Below are 16,823 nucleotides of genomic sequence, written 5' to 3'. Positions count from 1 at the left end.
GAGATCGTCCGATGGTCAAGCGTTCCGGTGCCGATGTGGTGGCTGTCGCCGTGCGCGGCCAGGCATTGCCGTCGCCCGGCCTCAAGGAAGCGCCGGTGCTGGAGCTGATGTGTTCGCACTTCGTGCTCACGCTGGCCGCCAAGCAAGGGCCGCGCTTCAACGTGCGGCGCGATCTCAACGGCCTGCTGTCGCTCACGGGACGCCATCTGGTCTGGCCGGCGCCCGTGCTGCAGCGGCTGCGCGAATTCCTCGGCCGGCGCTGCCTGGGCAACGAGGTCTGGAAGGGCATCGAGGCGCTGGACGGCCGCACGCTGCTCGAGCGCCATGGCGTCTGGCGCGGCCCTTATGAAGAAGGCACGCTGTTCTTCTATCTCGACGAATACGCCAAGGACCAGCCGAAGGACCTGCTGTCGGTGCTGTCGGTCACGCGCGACTGGCTCACGCTGGCGCTGCGCAAGCAGTCGACCCTGGTCGAGAAGAACATCGACGCGCTCGCGGGCCTGCTGCAGCTGAACAAGGCCGAACGTGCGTTGCTTCTTTACGGCACGCTGGCGCGCTACCAGCGCGACCTGCGCTCGCTGCTGGTCGAGTTCAAGGTCAACAACGCGCCCGAGGCCTATGCCGCGATCGCCGAAGTCGCCGGCGTGAGCGCCAGCGAGGTGGGCGAGGCGTTGCGCGCCGGCTCGCGGCTGGAGCGCATCGGGCTGGTCGAGAACCTGATTTCCGAACACAACATCACCGACCTGGCGGACCTGATGAAGGTCAGCGAGAAGCTGCCGCCCGTGCTGATGCGCGAGTACCGCGACCAGAACGAGTTGATGGCCGTGTTCACGCGGCCGTCCGCCAAGAGCGCGCTCACGGTCGACGACTTCTCCTTCGCGGCGGACGACACACAGATGCTGGTGACGCTGCTGCGCGCAGCGGTCGCGCGCAAGGAAGCGGGCGTCAATGTGCTGCTGTACGGCCCGCCCGGCACCGGCAAGACCGAACTGGCCAAGGTCGTGGCCCAGGCCGCCGGGCTCGAACTGTTCGAAGTCGAATACGCGGACCGCGACGGCAATTCGCTGTCGGGCCGCGACCGCTACCGCTCGCTGCAGATCGCGCAGGTGTTTCTCAAGGGCAGTGCGCAGGCCGCGCTGCTGTTCGACGAAGTGGAAGACGTGTTCCCGCCGATCAGCACCGAGGCGGCCCAGTTCATGGCGCGCGCCGAACAGGTGCCCGCACCCGCGAGCGGCAGCGTGAGCGGCAAGGCCTGGGTCAACCAGATCCTCGAATCGAACCCGGTGCCCACGCTGTGGGTCACCAACCGCATCGAACAGATCGATCCGGCCTTCCGGCGCCGTTTCGCCTATCACCTCGAGCTCAAGTCGCCACCGCCCGGTGCGCGCGAGCAACTGGTGCGCAAGACGCTCGAGGGCGTGGCCGTGTCCGATGCCTTCAGCGCCCGGCTGGCCGAACGCAAGGGATTGACGCCCGCGCAGATCCGCACCGCGGTGCGCTTTGCCGGTCTCGCGCAGACCGAGGGCGTGTCGGTCGAGAGCCTGATCGAGCGGCAGCTGCGCAACGCCGACCTGGCGCTGGGCACGCTCGGCAAGGAAGCCGGCGAGCGCCGCAGCGTCACTACCTACGACCTCGACATGCTCAACGTCGAGACGCGCTTCGAGATCCCGCGCATCGTCGAGGCGATCAAGGCGCGCGGCCACGGCACGCTGTGCTTCTACGGCGCGCCCGGCACCGGCAAGACCGCGCTGGCCGAACACCTGGCGAAGGCCATCGGCCGTCCGCTGATCGTCAAGCAGGCGAGCGACCTGATGAGCAAGTACGTCGGCGAGACCGAACAGAACATGGCCGCCATGTTCCGCGAGGCGGAGGCCGAAAAGGCGGTGCTGCTGCTCGACGAAGCCGACAGCTTCCTGCAGGACCGGCGCGGTGCGCAGCGCACCTACGAGGTCACCGAAGTCAACGAGATGCTGCAGGGCATGGAGCGCTTCAACGGCGTGTTCGTCTGCACCACCAACCTGCTCGACCGGCTCGACCAGGCCGCGCTGCGCCGCTTCACCTTCAAGATCAAGTTCATGCCGCTGACCGCGGTGCAGCGCGAGCGCATGTTCGTGACCGAGGCGCTGGCCGGCGATGCCGCGCTCATGACCGGCGAACTGCGCGCGCGCCTGATGCGGTTCGACCAGTTGTGCCCTGGCGATTTCGCCGCGGTCAAGCGGCAGACCGACATCCTGGCCGCGGAATTCACCGCGACCGAGTTCCTGGACCAGCTCGAAGCCGAGCACCGCATCAAGCCCGAAGTGCGCGAATCGCGCGGCATGGGTTTCGTGCAGTAGCACGGGTCTTCCGGTCTTCTCTCACAAGGCGCGATGGATGACGACATGGACACTTGGGCTCGGGACCTGGCCAACGGCCGCGGCGGCAGCGGCGGCCATCTGCCTGGCGGGCTGCGGTGGTGGCGGAGGCGGCGGTTCCACGTCGACCTCGGGCGGCACGGCGCCGGCTGAAACGGTCAATCCAGGCACCGCCATACCGATCGACACGCCGGTGGACCAGGTGCCGTCGACCGGTTCCGCCCGCTATGCCGGCGCCTGCGCCACGCCGCGCCAGGCCACCACGACTTCCACCGATCGGCAGGGCACGCTGGACGACGAGAAGAACTGGGTGCGCGCCTGGATCGACGAAACCTACCTGTGGTTCGACGAAGTCCCGACCACGCTGCTGGCCGCCAGCTACGCGACGCCCCAGGCCTTCTTCAATGTGCTGAAGACGCCGGCCACCACGCCCAGCGGCCAGCCGAAGGACCGGTTTCACTTCACCTACGACACCGCGCGCTACCAGGCCATCTCGCAAAGCGTCGAGTCGGGCTATGGCATCGAGTTCGCCTTCGTCGCCCGCACGCGGCCGCGCAACCTGCGCGTCGCCTACACGGAACCGGGTTCGCCGGCCGCCGCAGCCGGCATTTCACGCGGCGCAACGGTGCTGGAAATCGACGGCGTGGACGTCGTCAATTCCAATACCCAGGCGCAGGTCGACACGCTGAACGCGGGGCTCGCACCGACCGGCAACGGCCAGGCCCACACCTTCCGCCTGCGCGCCGTCGACGGCAGCGAGAGCACCGTGTCGCTGACGTCGGCCAGCGTATCGCGCACGCCGGTGCAGAACGTGCGCAGCATCGACACCGGAAGCGGACGCGTCGGCTACCTGCAGTTCAACGACCATGTCGACAAGGCCGAAGCCGAGTTGATCGCCGCCATCAACCAGTTCAAGACCGATGGCGTCACCGACCTGGTGCTGGACATGCGCTACAACGGCGGCGGCAAGCTCGGCATCGCAAGCCAGCTGGCCTACATGATCGCGCCCACCGCCGCCACGCAGAACAAGACTTTCGAGCGCATCCGGTCGAACAGCAAGAACCCGTTCGGCTTCACGGCGGCGCAGGCCAACCTGCCGTTCTACACGCGCACGCGGGGCTACTCGACGACCTCGGGCCAGCCGCTGCCGCAACTGGGCCTGTCCCGGCTGACGGTGCTTGCCGGCCCCGACACCTGCTCGGCCAGCGAGTCGGTCGTCAACAGCCTGCGCGGCGTCGACATCGAGGTCAACCTGATCGGCGGCACCACCTGCGGCAAGCCGTATGGCTTCTATCCGGCCGACAACTGCGGCACGACCTACTTCACCATCCAGGTGCAGGGCGTGAACAACAAGGGCTTCGGCGATTACGGCGATGGCTTCACGCCGACCTGCACCATCGCCGACGATTTCGACCATGCCCTCGGCGATCCGGCCGAGGCCCGCCTGGCCGCCGCGCTGACCTACCGCAGCACCGGAAGCTGCCCGGTGGCCGTGTCGGCCCGCAGCGCGCGCACGGCCATCGCGGTGGCGGCGCCGGCACCCGAGAGCGCCTACCTGGACCTGCCCGTCACGCGCTCGAACAGGGTGCTCGAGGCGATCGACCCGGCGCCTTGAGCGCCAGGCCGGCATCGATGCGGCGCCTTGGTGCGCCGATCGGTGCGCCGTGCCCCGACATGGCGCCGGGCGCGCCATCGGCGACCGTTCGGGCCCGGCTTCAGGCCCGCGCTTCGGCGAGTCGCCGGTAGCGCCGCTCCACGTAATACAGGCCTTCGTCCGCGCCGACGCCCGACGCGATCGCGGCCACCCGGCAGAACAGCACGTCGTGCGTGCCGACCTCGGCCACGCGGTCGATACGGCAGTCGAAGGCGACGCGCGCGTCCCGCAGCACGGGCGCGCCGGTCGCCAGCGTCGTCCATTCGGCCGCCGCGAGACGTTGCGACATGGGTGTCTTGCCGCCGAAGAGCTGCGACAGCGCTTCGTGACTGGAAGCCAGGGTGTTCACGCACAGGACACGGTTGCCGTGCAGCGCCGCGTAGGCCGACGACGTGCGCTGCACGCAGACCAGCAGCGTCGGCGGCATGTCCGTCACGCTGCAGACGGCCGAGGCCGCAAAGCCGGCCCACCCGTGCGGGCCGTCCGTCGTGACGATGTTCACCGCGCTGCCCAGTCGCGCCATGGCATCGCGGAACCGCGTTGGATCTAGGGCGGCCGCGGGATCGACGTCGCACGGCGCAAGCGGAGCACTCATTGGCAGTTCCTGGCTTTCAGATATTCAAATTCAAGCAATTTGCATACCGTGTGCGAATTCGTGCGCACAAAAACGAGGTTGGTGGCATGGGTGTTGCATAGCGATCGCATGGAGCAACCAATTGCATGCGGATTCGGGCCTTTGTCATACAAGGGGGCTCGGAAATGAACGCCTTGAGTGAAACGACGGGGGGCGCGCCTCCTTTGCTGCACATGGCCGGCATCCACAAGACCTTCGGTTCGGTGGCGGCGCTGCGAGGCCTGGAGGTTTCGATACAGGCCGGCGAACTCGTCACGGTCGTCGGCCCCAGCGGCTGCGGCAAGAGCACGCTGTTCAACATCGTGGCCGGCCTGGACGAGCCCGACCCGGGCGGCATCCTGCGCTTCGAGGACCGGTCCTGCCACGCCTCGGAACTGCTGGGGCGCGTGTCCTTCATGCCGCAGCGCGACCTGCTGCTGCCCTGGCGCACCGTGATCGACAACGCCATCCTGGCGATCGAGATCGAAGGCACGCCCCGCGCCGAGGCACGTGCGCAGGCGCTGCGCATGCTGCCGGAGTTCGGCCTGGCCGGCTTCGAGAACCAGTACCCGCACCAGCTCTCCGGCGGCATGCGCCAGCGCGTGGCGCTGATGCGCACCTTCCTGTTCAAGCGCGACCTGATGCTGCTCGACGAGCCCTTCGGTGCGCTCGACGCACTGACCCGCACCCTGATGCAGCGCTGGCTGCTCGACGTCTGGCAGAAGCACCGCCGCACCATCCTGTTCATCACGCACGACGTGGACGAGGCGCTGTTCCTCGGCGACCGCGTGCTGGTGATGACCGCGCGCCCCGGTGCCGTGAAGCTGGTGCAGCCGGTCGACCTGCCGCGCCCGCGCCGCCCGGAGCTGCTGACCGATCCCGAGTTCATCCGCCTCAAGCGCGTGCTGCTCGAAGCGATCGAGGAAGAGAGCATGAAGTCGTTCCAGGCCGCCGACGTGCGGCCGGCCGCTTGATGAGCGCCGTACCCGTTCCCGTGGTGGCGGCACGGCCCGTTCCCGCACCCGCGCTGGGCGCCGTGCTGCGCGTGCTGATCGCCGTGGTGGCGGTCGGCGTGGCGTGGGAGGCGCTGGTCGTCCTGCTGTCGATCAAGCCTTATTACCTGCCGCGCCTGAGCGTCGTGCTGCAGGCCATCGCCGCCACGCCGCAGGCCTATGTCGACGGCTTCCTGCGCACGATGGCCGAAGCGCTGGTCGGCTTCGCGGCCGGCGGGCTGTTCGGCATGGGCGTCGGCATCGTGTTCTTCCGTGCGCCCGCGTTGCGCGACATGGTGTTCCCGATCTTCGTCGTGTCGCAGACCATTCCGGTGATCGCGTTCGGTGCGTTGGTCGTGCTGTGGTTCGGCAACACGCTGCTGGCCAAGGCGATCATCGCGTTCTACGTCACCTTCTTCCCGGTCACGGTCAACACGCTGCTCGGCCTGCGCTCGGTCGATCCGCGGCAGGAGGCGCTGATGCGCAGCTTCGGCGGCACGTCCGCCCAGCTGATGCGCAAGCTGCAGTTCCCGACCGCGTTGCCGCAGATCTTCGTTGCGCTGCGGCTGGGCGCGTCGCTGAGCCTGGTCGGCGCAATCGTCGGCGAATGGTTCGGCGACACCGTCGGCCTGGGCGTGCTGCTGCTGCAGGCCATGTACAACGAGAACGCGGCCGGGCTCTGGGCCGCGCTGCTGCTCTGCGGCCTGATGGGCACGCTGTTCTATGGCGTGGTGGCCTGGGTCGAGCGCCGCCTGGTGTTCTGGAGCGCGGAGCAATGAGCGTGGTGTCTTCTCCCGCATCGGCCGGCGTCGCACGCGGGTCGTTCCTGCCGAAGATGCCGCTGTCGGCCCAGCGCGGCGTGCTGGGCGCGGTGCTGCTGATCGCCGCCTGGGAGGGCATCGCGCGCGGCTTCGACCTGCCGGTCTACACGCTGCCGGCGATCAGCAAGATCTTCGCGAGCATCTGGACGCAGCGCGGCGTGCTCACGGTGGCGGCCGGCACGACGCTGGCGGAAGCGCTGCTCGGCTACCTGCTGGGCGCGCTGATCGGCATCGGCGGTGCGGTCGCCGTGACCATGCTGCCGCGCGTGCGCCGCGTGGTGGTGCCCGCGGCCACCGCCTTCAACTCCATCCCGGTGATCGCCTGGTCGCCGCTGGTGCTGCTGTGGTTCGGCATGGGCATGAGCTCGAAGATCGTGATGGTGGCGCTGGCCATCAGCTTCACGCTGTTCCTGAGTGCGCTGTCGGGCCTCGACCGGGTCGACCGCCGCACCGTCGACCTGATGCGCAGCTTCGGTGCCGGCCGGCTCGCGATCCTCTGGCGCCTGCGCCTGCCGACGGCGCTGCCGCTGATGTTCGCCGGCCTGCGCGTCGCCACCGCCCGCAGCGTGCTGGTGGCGGTCATCACCGAGATGCTGGGTGCGACCGCCGGGCTCGGCCTGCTGATCTACCAGGCCGTCGTGCAGGTCGACTTCGTGCAGGTCTGGGGCGCGGTGTTCGTGGCCTCGGCCGCGAGCCTCGTCTTCTTCGGACTGGTCAGCCTGGCCGAGCGCCGGCTGGTCTTCTGGAAATAGGAACTTCATGAAACGACAGATGCATCTCGGCCTGTTCCTGCTCGGAACCGGCAGCCACACGGCCGGCTGGCGCTACCCCGGCGCGGTCGACAGCTTCCAGGACTTCGCCGCCATCCAGAAGATCGGTGCAACCGCCGAGCGCGGCTGCTTCGACCTGATCTTCATGGGCGACAACCTCAATGCCGACCTGACGGCGCACCCGTCGTACACGCTGCGCCTCGAGCCGCTGACGATGCTGGCCGCTCTGTCGACATCGACGAAGCACATCGGGCTTGGCGCCACCGTGTCGACCACCTACAGCGACCCGTTCAGCGTGGCGCGGATGTTCGCGTCGCTCGACCACATCAGCGGCGGCCGCGCGGCATGGAACGCGGTCACCACGTCGAACCCGGTGGTCGGCGCGAACTTCGGCACCGTGCACCCCGACCATGCACGCCGCTACGAGATGGCCGGCGAGTTCCTCGACGTGGTCAAGGGCCTGTGGGACTGCTGGGACGACGACGCCATCGTGGCCGACAAGGCCAGCGGCCTGTACATCGACCCGGCCAGGGTGCGCGCGCTCGACCACGACGGCACCTTCTTCAAGGTCAAGGGGCCGGTGAACATCGGCCGTGCGCCGCAGGGCCACCCGGTCGTGCTGCAGGCCGGTGGTTCGGAGCCCGGCATGAACCTCGCGGCGCGCACCGCCGACGTGGTGTTCTCGGTGGTGCAGGACCTCGACGAAGCCAAGGCCGCCTACGCCTCGCTGAAGAACCGCCTGCCGCTGTTCGGCCGCACGGCCAGCCAGGTCACGGTGCTGCCGGGCGTGATGCCGGTGGTCGGCCGCACCGACCGCGAGGCGCGCGACAAGCTCAATGCGCTGCAGGCCTTCATCGGCGGCGGCAATGCGCTGGGTGTGTTGTCGGAGCGCTTCGGCGTCGACTTCTCGACCTATGACCTGGACGGCCCGATCCCCGAACTGCCCGTGGCCGACACGTACCACAGCTTCACGCGCGTGTTGCTGGCGAAGGCACGGCGCGAGCAGATGAGCCTGCGCGACCTCTACAGCCTCACCGCGGCCGCACGTGGCCACTGGGTGCTGTGCGGCGCGCCCGAGACCATTGCCGACACGCTGCAGCAATGGTTCGAGGAAGGCGCCGCCGACGGCTTCAACGTGATGCCGCCGTACTTCCACGAAGGCTTCGACGACTTCGTGGATCTGGTGGTCCCGATCCTGCAGGAGCGCGGGCTGTTCCGGCGGGCCTACGAAGGCAACACGCTGCGCGATCTCATCGGGCTCGAGCGTCCGCCACGCATGCCCGCCTGAGTCGATCGCGTCGCGCACGGCCACCGATCGACAGACCTTTCATTCGTCACCTCTGGAGCATCCATGCTTTCACGCACCCTTCGGTCCTGCCTCGTCGCAGGCGCATTCCTGCAAGCGGCCCTGTTCGCGCACGCGGCGGAGCCCGTCAAGGCCAGCCTGCGCCTCAAGTGGCTGGCGCAGACCCAGTTCGCCGGCTTCTACTACGCCCAGGCCAAGGGCTACTACAAGGACGAAGGCATCGACCTGACCATCAACCCCGGCGGCCCGAACCTGCTGACCGAGAACCTGGTGGCGACCGGCGCCGACACCTTCGGCCTGTCCGGTGGCACCGACAGCGTGCTGGCCGGCGTCGACAAGGGCCTGCCCATCGTCTCGATCGGTGTGGCGCACCAGATCACGCCCTTCGTCTTCGTGACGCGCAAGGACGGCCCGATCAAGAGCCTGAAGGACTTCGAAGGCAAGAAGGTCACGACCTGGTTCACCGGCGCCAACTACGTGCTGTTCGGCATGCTCGCGCAGGCCGGCATCGACAAGAGCAAGGTCGACATCCAGCCGCAGCAGGTCAGCATGACGCCCTTCATCAACGGCGACACCGACGTCGCGACCGCCACGCTCTACAACGAGCTGTGGACCGTGCGTGACCGCATGGGCTCGGACAACCTGCGCTTCTTCACCGCGGAAGAGAGCGGCATCACCTTCCCGCGCGACACGCTGATCGTCTCGAAGGACACCGCCAAGGACAAGCCGGAACTGGTGAAGGCCTTCCTGCGCGCCTCGATCAAGGGCTGGCGCGAAGCGGCGGCCCATCCCCAGGAAGCCGTCGACATCGTGATGAAGGTGGCGCCCACGCTCAACCGTGCGCAGCAGGAGTCGATGCTGACCGAGGCCTACAAGCTGATGACCGCGGGCAAGGCGAAGACCGAAGGCCTGTTCTTCATCGACCCGCCCGCCATCAAGAGCGCGCACGATTTCCTGCTCGCCAACAAGGTGCTGACCAAGCCGATCGACATGTCGGTGGCCTTCGACCCGAGCTTCCTGCAGTCGATTGCCGTGGCGGAGCGCCGGCCTTGAGCCTGCAGGCCGTGGCACCGCAGCGCATGGCGGAAATGGGTGTGCAGCACCCGTCGGCGCCGGTCGGTGCGGCGCAGGCGCGCGCGCGTTTCTTCAATTCCGCGAACGCCTTCAACATCCGTCTGTCCGCGGTGCCGCCGCGCGGCTTCGCCGACCTGGCGCAGTCGGCGCTGCAGCCGGGCGCACCCACCGGCTACCTGGCCTGCGACCAGTCCGCCGCGCTCGAAGGCGCCCAGGCCGCGACCACGCCGCTGATGCTGGCGCGCTATGCGCGCATCGCCGCCGGTGACGCGTTGCCGGCCCGTTTCGTGGCCAGCGGCGCCATCTGCTACGTGATCGCCGGCAGCGGAACCAGCGCGTGCACGCATGGCGCAGGTCCGCTCGAAACGCTCGCCTGGGCGTCGGGCGACGTGCTCTTCTTTCCGGGCGGTGCCGACGTCGTGCACAGCGCCGGCACCGAAGACGCGGTGCTGTGGATCGTGACCGACGAGCCCTTGCTGGCCTTCGACGCGTTGCGCCCCGCCGCGCCGGGCGCTGCTGGCGCCGTGCTCGGCGTGGTGCATTACCCCGCAGCGGAGATCGCGCGCCAGCTCGCGCTCATCCATCACGCGGAAGCAGAGGCCACGACCTCGGGCCGCGCGCTCATCTTCTCGAGCGACGTGGGCGAGGCGAGCCACAACATCCATCCCGTCATGACGTTGTCGCTGAACACGCTGCCGCCCGGCGAGAGCCAGGCCGCGCACCGGCACAACTCGGCGGCCATCACGCTGGTCGTGGACGGCGACGACTGCCATTCGATGGTCGACGGCCGCGCGATGCCGTGGCAACGCTGGAACACGATGGTCACGCCGCCGGGTGCCGCGCATTCGCACCACAACGCCGGTGGCCGGCGCGCGCTGTTCCTGATCGTGCAGGACGGCGGCCTGTACTACCAGGCGCGAACGATGGGCTTCCAGAACCTGTGAGCCTGTGAGCGGCCTCCGGGCACGCCCGCACGGGCGGGCCGGCATCGCTTGCCGCCGGCCCCTCGTGCTCAGGTGGCGGCTGCCGTCGCCGTCGTCATGTTCTGGGCCTTCAGGTGCTTGCCCAGGTAGTACTCGCCGAAGACGACCGGCGGGTACTTGGCGGCACCGTCCGGGTCGATGCAGCGGATCTCGGCATCGAAGTTCGGGTTGTGGAAGAAGGCCACCGACAGGCGCTGCGTGCCCGCATGGGCCGGTGGCGGGTTCGCGACCCGGTGCAGGTTGGACAGCCAGCGGTCGTTGGTCCAGCGCATCATCAGGTCGCCGATGTTGCAGATGAAGGCGTCCGGTGCCGGATGGATGTCGACCCACTCGCCGCTGCGGATGCGCACCTGCAGCCCACCGGGCACGTCGTCGCCGCGCACGATGGTCAGCGTGCCGTAGTCGGTGTGCGCGCCGGCGCGCAGCTGGCCGGGCTCGGGCGGCGTCGTCTGCGCCGGATACAGGATCGCGCGCATCGTGCTGGTATGCCGGTCCACCCGATCGTCGAACGCATGCGCGTCCAGGCCCAGGGCCATCGCGAACATCCGCAGCACCTCGGTGGCCAGCGTGCTCATGTGGCGGTAATAGGTCTCGAAGGCGTCCTTCAGTCCGGGCGGATCCGCGGGCCAGTAGTTCGGATGGAAGAAGGCGTTCTCGGCCGGCGTGCCGACCGCCGCGGCGGGCGCCGCATCCACCGGGCCCATCGCGAGGCTCTGCTGCAGGTCCGGCGGCGTGGCGTCGCCGAGCGAGTAGGCCAGCGCGCGCGTGGCGTGCGCCGAATAGCCGCGACTGATCTTGGAGCGCGGCTGCGCCACCAGCGCGCGTTGCGCTTCGGGCAGCTCGAAGAACGCGAGCGCCTCGCGGCGCAGCGCGTCGTACACCGCGCCGGGCACGCCGTGGCCGGTGATCGTGAAGAAGCCGATCTCCTCGCAGGCGTGGCGGATATCGGCGGCGACCTGCCGGCGCTGCGTTTCGTCGCCCGAGAAGAACGGCCCCACGTCGATCAGCGGGACCCTGGTCATCATCGTCATGCGGTCTCCTGGGTCGAGAAGGTCAGGGCAGGCGCTGGGCCAGCGGGATCGAGTCGAGGAAGCTGCTGTCGAAGGCCTGCGCCAGATTGACGGGGTTCTCCATCACCTTGGCCTTCAGCAGGATGTCGTGTTCCTTCTGGATCACCGGCATGTCCAGCAGGAACAGGCCCTGCGTCTTGGCATTGCCCGATGCCATGAGGCGCATCGCCTCCTTCAGTGCGCGCTCCTGGTGCGGGCGCTCCAGGGTCGGTGCGATCTTCATGACGGTGTCGACCGCGCCCGCCGGGTCCTTCGCGACCTCGTGCCAGCCGCGGATGGTGGCGCGCAGGAAGGCCTTGACCATTTCCGGGTTCTCCCTGGCGGTCTTCTCGGACACGATCAGCGAGTCGCGCGGGAAGCTGATGCCGTAGTCCTCGGGCACGAAGATGCGCAGGTTCTCGGCGCCCATGCGCGCCTGCACGGTCAGCAGTTCGTTGTACCAGGTGGCCGCGGCGATGTCGGTCTCGCCGTTGACGAACGGCGTCATGCTGACCTGCTGCGGCTGGATGCTCAGTTCGGACGGCGAGATGTTCTTGTTCGCCAGCATGCCGAGCAGCACGAGCTGCGAGCCGGTGAACCAGGCGGTTGCCTTCTTGCCGCGGAAGTCCTCCAGCGTCTTCACGGGTCCGTCCTTGCGGGCGACGAAGACGAAGGGCGTCGTCTGGTGCGTCATGCCGAAGGCAACCACCGGCAGCTTCTTGTCGCGCGCGGCCAGCACGCTCTCGACGCCACCGGACAGGCCGAAGGTGTCGGCGCCGGTCGCCACCAGGTTCTCGGTCAGCAGGTTCGGGCCGCCGGGGTTGATGGTCAGATCGATGCCTTCGTCCTTGTAGTAGCCCTTGGCCTGGGCCACGTAGAAGCCGGCATAGCCGGACTGCGGCAGCCACTTCAGCCGCAGGCTGGCCTTGACCGGCTCCTTGGTCTGGGCCTGCGCAAGCGGCGCGGCGCCGAGTGTGGCGAGCGCGGCCGTGATGGCCACGGTGCTCAGGAAATGACGCTTCTTCATGATCGACCTCTTCAAAACGGACGTTGCGAAAGTGCGGAAACGGAAGGAAGGCAGGCAGGCAGTGGCGCGGGGTTTCAGTCGTCGTACGCGGGCACCGAAGGCGGCGTGCTGCGCGCGAGCCGGCGCAGCAGTGCGGGCCATTCGCGTTCGCCCGCGATCAGGATGTCGCCGTGCTGCTCCCAGAACTGGCGTGCGGCGTGCTCGCAGACCTCATGCGGCGGCACCACGATCGGCCCGGCGCTGGGCGCGGCGGCCTGCATCTGCAGCTGGATGCGTGCGGCGCGCTCGAAGTAATAGAGCAGCATGAAGGCCTCGGCCGCGGTGCGCCCGACGGTCAGCACGCCGTGGTTGCGCATCAGCATCACCGGGTGCGTGCCGAAGTCGCGCACCAGGCGCGACTGCTCGTCGAGATCGATCGCCACGCCTTCGTAATCGTGGAAGGCCTGGCGCCGGTAGAAGCGCATCGCGAACTGCGACAGCGGCAGCAGGCCCTCGGCCTGCGCCGACACCGCGACGCTCGCATCCGAATGGGTGTGGACCACGCAGACCGCGTCGTGCCGGCTCTCGTGGATCGCGCCGTGGATCACGAAGCCCGCGGCATTCACCTCGTAGGGCGTGTCCTCGAGCTTGCGGCCGTGCACGTCGATGCGCACCAGGCTCGACGCCGTGATCTCCTCGAACAGCAGGCCGTAGGGATTGAGCAGGAACTCGCCCGGGCGGCCCGGCACGCGCATCGAGATGTGGTTGTAGATCATGTCGTCCAGGCCGAGCTGGGCGATCAACCGGTAGCAGGCGGCCAGCGCGACGCGTGCCTCCCATTCGCTGTCGTCGATGTGGGGTGCTTTCATGCGTTTCTCCGTTGCGGCGCTCAGCGCGCCAGGTCGATCAGCAGGTCGGCCAGCACGCGGGTGCCGGCGGCCAGGTCGCTCGCTTCGGCCGACTCGGCCTCGTTGTGCGTGATGCCGAGGTGGCAGGGCACGAAGAGCATGGCCGAGGGCGTGACGGCGTGCAGGTAGCGCGCGTCGTGGCCGGCGGCCGAAGGCAGGTCGCGGTGCGCGATGCCGAGCCGGTCCGCCACGGCACGCATCCGCGCGCGCAGCGTCTCTGGGAAGTGCAGCGAATCGGCGGCCGACAGGCGCAGCACCTTGACGCGGCACGGCCCCTGCAGCGCGATGCAGATCGGCTCGACCTGCGCGCTCAGCGACTTCAGCGTGTCCGAGTCCGGATGGCGCAGGTCGATCGAGAACACGACACGGCTCGCCACCACCGAAGGCGCATTGGGCAGCACCTCGAAGCGCCCGACCGTGAACTTGGTGACGTCCTCGGCGTCGTGCAGCGCGGCGGCCAGCGCCTGCACCATCGCCGTGGCCGCGAGCAGCGCGTCCTTGCGCTCGTGGCGTTGCGACGTGCCCGCATGCGCGGCCTCGCCGTCGACCTCGACGCGGAAGGTGTGCTTGCCCTGGATGCCGGTGACCACGCCGACCGGCAGGCCTTCGCGCTCCAGCACCGGGCCCTGTTCGATGTGCGCTTCGACGTATGCGTGCACCGGTCCGCCGATCGGCCGCAGCGGAATGTGCGCGAGCTGCCGTGCCACCTCCTGCAGCGCCATGCCGACGCTGATGCCCGCGGCGTCGGTGGCGGCCTCGGTCTCGGCCAGCGTGCGGTCGCCCGCGAACACGGCCGAACCCATCATGCCGGGCGCGAAGCGCGAGCCTTCCTCGTTCATCCAGGCGACCACCTCGATCGGCCGGATCGGCACGACGCCGCTCTGGCGAATCGCCTCGACCGCTTCGAACGCGGCCAGCACGCCGTACACGCCGTCGAAGCGTCCGCCGGTGGGCTGGCTGTCGAGGTGCGATCCGCTCAGCACCGGTGCCGCCGCCGGGTCGCTGCCTTCCATCCGCAGGAACAGGTTGCCCACCGCGTCGCGGCTGGCCGTGAGGCCGAGCGACGCGCCCCAGCGCACAAGCTCGGCCTGCGCCTGCGCGTCCTCGGCCGACAGCGCCTGCCGGTTCACGCCGCCCGCCGCGGTGGCGCCGAAGCGCGCCATGTCGACATGGCGCTGCCAGAGGCGCGCCTCGCTCACGAAGGCGGAAGGCATGTCGGGCATGCCGGACGTGGGCGTCGGCACGGTCACGACGTCTTCATGATCTCTGCGGGCATCGAGCGCGGATCGCGCGGCAGGTACTTGCCCTGTTCGACGGTCGCGAGGAAGTCGGACACGAACTGGTTGAACAGCGCGGGCTCGTCGATGTTGAGCGTGTGGCCGGTCTTCGGCAGCACCAGCAGGCCGCTCGCGGGAATCGTCTTCTTCAGGAAGATGCCGGGCTGCAGGCAGTGGTCGTCCTCGTCGCCGACGATCACCAGCGTCGGCACCTGCATCGCCTTGAGTTCGTCTTCCAGGTCGTAGATCGACGGGCGACGCGCCTGCACGCCCTGCATCGTGCGGGCCGAGCCGATCGCGGAATGCTCGCTGAGCTGCGTCGCGAATTCCTGCCAGCCGCGCGGGTCCTTCAGCTGGAACACGATGCGCGACGCGGCGGTCGAGTAGATCTTGGCGAACTCGACCGAGCCGATCTCCTCGAACTTGCGTGCCACTTCGAGCGAGACGTTGCGGAAGTATTCCTCCAGCGCTTTCTCCGCCCCGTAACCCGCACCGGCGACCACCAGCGACAGCGCGCGCGACGCATAGCGCAGCCCGAAGTGCAGCGTGGCGAAGCCGCCCATCGACAGGCCGACGACGTGCGCCTTGTCGATGCCCAGGCCGTCCATCACGTCGGCGATGTCGTCGGTGGCGATGGCCTGCGAATAGCGCTCGATGTCCTCCGGCACGTCCGACGGCGGATAGCCGCGCGCGCAGAAGCTGATGCAGCGGTAGCGCCGCGTGAAGTAGCGCATCTGCGGTTCCCAGCTGCGGCCGTCACCGCCGAACTCGTGCACGAACACGATCGGCGTGCCGCTGCCGGCTTCTTCGTAATAGAGGCGTGTGCCGTCTCGGGCGTTGAGGTAGGGCATGGTGTGGCGTTTCAGAACAGTGCGTCGGAAGGGGGAAGGGTGCGGGCGCGCTCGACCATGGCGGGCAGCAGTTCGCAGAAGCGCTGGGCCCAGGCTTCCGGCACGGTGAGGCTCACCTTGACGAAGCGTTCGCCGAAGCGCTTGGTGTGGTACGTGCCCTGGCGGATCATGATTCCCTCGGCCTGGTAGGCCTCGACCAGCGCCTCGGGGCGGATGCCGGCATCGACCGTCTCGATCACCAGCAGGTTGGCATGCGAGGGGTACACCGGGATGTGCAGGCCGGGAATGCGGTCGACCGCTTCCTTCACCGCCGCCTGGTTGGCGCGCAGCCGGCGCACGATCTCCGGGAACCACTCGGCCTTGCTCTTCAGCCCGGCGATGGCGGCGCGCTGCGACAGCACGTTGCTGCCCAGGTTGTTCGGCGGCGCGGTCGCGATGCGCTCGATGATGTCGGGGTGCGCCAGCACCGCGCCCAGCCGCATGCCGGCCAGGCCCAGCCACTTCGAGAAGCTGTAGGTGACGATGGCCTTCTCCGGATAGAAGTTGAAGGCCGGCGCAAAGCCTTCCGCGAACTGCGAATAGGTCGCGTCGTGGATCAGGTAGGCGTCGACCGAGCGCGCGATGTCGGTGAAGGCGCGGATCTCGTCGGCCGTGTGGCAGGTGCCCAGCGGGTTGTTCGGGTCGACCAGATAGATCACCCGCGTCTTCGGGCCGACGGCCGCCTGCAGTTGTTCGGGCGTGAGCTTGTAGCCCTGTGCCGCGTTGTAGATCGGCAGCTCCACCACGTTCGCACCGGCCTTGCGCGCGAAGTGCATGGGCCAGGCCCAGCTCGGGTCGGTGGTGACGAAGTCGGTGCCGGGCTCGCAGATGTTGCTGCACACGTTGTAGAGCGCCTCGACCGCGCCGTCGGTCACGAAGGCCGACGCACCGGGCACGCCGGCGTCCTCGACGATCAGCCGGCGCAGTTCCTCGAAGCCGGCCGGTGGCGCATAGGCGTGGTAGCTGCCGTCCTTCAGGGCCGCGACGACGGCGTCGATCACCGACGGGTGCGGCTCGAAGTGGTTGGTGTTCTGGCCGAGCCACATCAGGCCGGGCGTGTTGCACAGCCTGTCGAAGTAGGCGTTGCGTTGCTCGAACGCGCGAAGGGGTGGGTTGGGTGTCATCG

General features: G+C 68.7%; 15 protein-coding genes. 8 read left to right on the top strand and 7 right to left on the bottom strand.

The window, feature by feature from the left end:
- The first annotated feature begins 11 nt into the window (after positions 1–11).
- Positions 12–2,336, top strand: a complete 2,325-nt coding sequence (locus AC07PZ_RS05345) for an ATP-binding protein (RefSeq protein ID WP_495294004.1) — start codon at positions 12–14, stop codon at positions 2,334–2,336.
- A gap of 37 nt (positions 2,337–2,373) precedes the next feature.
- The gene (locus AC07PZ_RS05340) at positions 2,374–3,969 is read left to right on the top strand and encodes a S41 family peptidase (protein WP_495294003.1); all 1,596 of its coding nucleotides are present in this window, start codon (positions 2,374–2,376) and stop codon (positions 3,967–3,969) included.
- A 100-nt stretch (positions 3,970–4,069) separates the two neighbouring features.
- Here AC07PZ_RS05340 and AC07PZ_RS05335 read toward each other — a convergent pair whose 3' ends face one another.
- On the bottom strand, positions 4,070–4,603 hold the full coding sequence (locus AC07PZ_RS05335) for a flavin reductase (protein ID WP_495294002.1): 534 nt from the start codon (positions 4,601–4,603) through the stop codon (positions 4,070–4,072).
- Between the two features lie 173 nt (positions 4,604–4,776).
- On the opposite strand from AC07PZ_RS05335, the gene AC07PZ_RS05330 reads away from it, so the two are divergent.
- From AC07PZ_RS05330 to AC07PZ_RS05305, 6 genes are all read left to right on the top strand, one after another.
- On the top strand, positions 4,777–5,595 hold the full coding sequence (locus AC07PZ_RS05330; protein WP_495294001.1) for an ABC transporter ATP-binding protein: 819 nt from the start codon (positions 4,777–4,779) through the stop codon (positions 5,593–5,595).
- Positions 5,595–6,392, top strand: a complete 798-nt coding sequence (locus tag AC07PZ_RS05325; protein ID WP_495294000.1) for an ABC transporter permease — start codon at positions 5,595–5,597, stop codon at positions 6,390–6,392. The genes AC07PZ_RS05330 and AC07PZ_RS05325 overlap by 1 nt, the downstream gene beginning before the upstream one ends.
- Positions 6,389–7,186 (top strand): ABC transporter permease, encoded by a 798-nt coding sequence (locus AC07PZ_RS05320; protein ID WP_495293999.1) that lies wholly within the window; start codon positions 6,389–6,391, stop codon positions 7,184–7,186. Before AC07PZ_RS05325 ends, AC07PZ_RS05320 begins: the two co-directional genes overlap by 4 nt.
- Before the next feature lie 7 nt (positions 7,187–7,193).
- Complete coding sequence (locus AC07PZ_RS05315; protein WP_495293998.1) at positions 7,194–8,492, top strand: LLM class flavin-dependent oxidoreductase; 1,299 nt, start codon at positions 7,194–7,196, stop codon at positions 8,490–8,492.
- Positions 8,493–8,555: 63 nt separating this feature from the next.
- A complete protein-coding gene (locus AC07PZ_RS05310) occupies positions 8,556–9,563 on the top strand; it encodes an ABC transporter substrate-binding protein (RefSeq protein ID WP_495293997.1) in 1,008 nt (335 codons plus the stop codon).
- Positions 9,560–10,528, top strand: a complete 969-nt coding sequence (locus tag AC07PZ_RS05305) for a cupin domain-containing protein (RefSeq protein ID WP_495293996.1) — start codon at positions 9,560–9,562, stop codon at positions 10,526–10,528. The genes AC07PZ_RS05310 and AC07PZ_RS05305 overlap by 4 nt, the downstream gene beginning before the upstream one ends.
- Positions 10,529–10,596: 68 nt before the next feature.
- Here the strand turns inward: AC07PZ_RS05305 and AC07PZ_RS05300 are convergent, their stop codons facing one another.
- The 6 genes from AC07PZ_RS05300 to AC07PZ_RS05275 form a co-directional block, all read right to left on the bottom strand.
- The gene (locus AC07PZ_RS05300; RefSeq protein WP_495293995.1) at positions 10,597–11,598 is read right to left on the bottom strand and encodes an isopenicillin N synthase family dioxygenase; all 1,002 of its coding nucleotides are present in this window, start codon (positions 11,596–11,598) and stop codon (positions 10,597–10,599) included.
- A 22-nt stretch (positions 11,599–11,620) separates the two neighbouring features.
- Entirely contained in the window at positions 11,621–12,643 is a 1,023-nt protein-coding gene (locus AC07PZ_RS05295) for an ABC transporter substrate-binding protein (RefSeq protein ID WP_495293994.1), read from the bottom strand.
- Between the two features lie 74 nt (positions 12,644–12,717).
- Positions 12,718–13,491 (bottom strand): class II aldolase/adducin family protein, encoded by a 774-nt coding sequence (locus AC07PZ_RS05290; RefSeq protein WP_495293993.1) that lies wholly within the window; start codon positions 13,489–13,491, stop codon positions 12,718–12,720.
- A 20-nt stretch (positions 13,492–13,511) separates the two neighbouring features.
- On the bottom strand, positions 13,512–14,774 hold the full coding sequence (locus AC07PZ_RS05285) for a M20 family metallo-hydrolase (RefSeq protein WP_495293992.1): 1,263 nt from the start codon (positions 14,772–14,774) through the stop codon (positions 13,512–13,514).
- Positions 14,775–14,776: 2 nt separating this feature from the next.
- Positions 14,777–15,658: an alpha/beta fold hydrolase gene (locus AC07PZ_RS05280; RefSeq protein WP_495293991.1), complete on the bottom strand. Its 882-nt coding sequence runs from the start codon at positions 15,656–15,658 to the stop codon at positions 14,777–14,779.
- A gap of 11 nt (positions 15,659–15,669) precedes the next feature.
- On the bottom strand, positions 15,670–16,821 hold the full coding sequence (locus AC07PZ_RS05275; protein ID WP_495293990.1) for a pyridoxal phosphate-dependent aminotransferase: 1,152 nt from the start codon (positions 16,819–16,821) through the stop codon (positions 15,670–15,672).
- Positions 16,822–16,823: the final 2 nt, after the last annotated feature.

This window comes from Variovorax sp. GW821-FHT10B04 (assembly GCF_059415645.1).
This window is presented reverse-complemented; position numbering and strand designations above follow the sequence as displayed.